Here is a 1,024-nt window from a genome sequence, read left to right on the forward strand (position 1 = left end):
CGCATGTCGAACGGGTAGGCGCGCAGCTTGTAGTGCGTGCCCCAGGGCTCCTCGTGCAGCACCACGCGGACCGATTTGCCGTAGTTCAGGTACGGGCTGGTCAACGCCACGTCCGTCAGCAAGGCGCGCACGAGGGCTCCGTCATGCCGGGGCAGCAGGTAGAAGTCGGCGACGCACTGCAGGGTCCCGGCGCCGTCGTTCGCGTTGGTGATCCGGTCGGTCCAGATCGTCGAGTGCGGAACCGTGACCGCGTTGTCGTCGGGTGTCTGGAGCAGGATCGCGCGCAGCCCAACGTTGCGCACCTCGCCGTAGTCGGAGCCGACCTTGACCCAATCTCCCGGCCGGTAGGGTCGCTCGACCAGGGCCACAACCCCGGCGATCAGGCTGCTGACGTAATCCTTGAAGGCGAAGCCGATGGCGACGCTGGCCGCACCGGCGATGACGAGGAAGTTCTGCAGCGTGATGTTGAAGACGATGGGCACGATCCAGACGATGGCGAGCACCATCAGGACCAGCCGGGCGATGGGCACGGCCGCCAGGAGGTAGAGCCTCAATCGGCTCGGGCCGCGTTCGGCGAGGTAGGGGAAGGTGCTGCGCACCAGCCAGATCGCCGCCCATGTGCCGACGACGATGAGCCCGATCTCCCAGAATCGGATGTCCTGGAGGCTGTGGACGAGCTGTACGCCGCCGTCATGGACGTCCTGTGCGGTGGCCATGTCGTTCAAACCCGTCCCACGGGAAATCCTGCCGCTTCGAGCCCGTCCTGGATCGCCGGGTAGGCCGCCGCCCGGCAGCCGAACCGGTCGCCCTTGCGCTCCAAGAAGCCCGCCCTGAGCAGGACGGGCACGACGTTCGGGTCCGCCACGCCTGGGAGGACGAGCAGAAGTTCCTCGCGGGTCAACGGCCCGTGTATCAGCAGCGCGTGCAAGGCATGGAGGGCGGTGCCGTCGTCCGTACCTGGGAGAAGGTACTCGTCGAGGGCGGCCACCCAGAGGGTCTGCTCGCTGGCATCGCCATCCGACAT

Annotated in this window: 2 protein-coding genes; both read right to left on the reverse strand. The window is 67.3% G+C overall.

Annotated features, from left to right (window positions below):
- Nucleotides 1-716, reverse strand: a 716-nt coding sequence (locus J7U37_RS24785) for a mechanosensitive ion channel domain-containing protein (RefSeq protein ID WP_247637478.1), incomplete at its 3' end; no start/stop codon positions are given.
- Nucleotides 717-721: 5 nt separating this feature from the next.
- On the reverse strand, nt 722-1,024 hold a 303-nt coding region (locus J7U37_RS24790), incomplete at its 5' end, for a hypothetical protein (protein WP_247637479.1).

It is taken from the genome of Methylobacterium sp. 37f, assembly GCF_023093475.1.
In the GTDB taxonomy this organism is placed as follows: Bacteria; Pseudomonadota; Alphaproteobacteria; order Rhizobiales; family Beijerinckiaceae; genus Methylobacterium.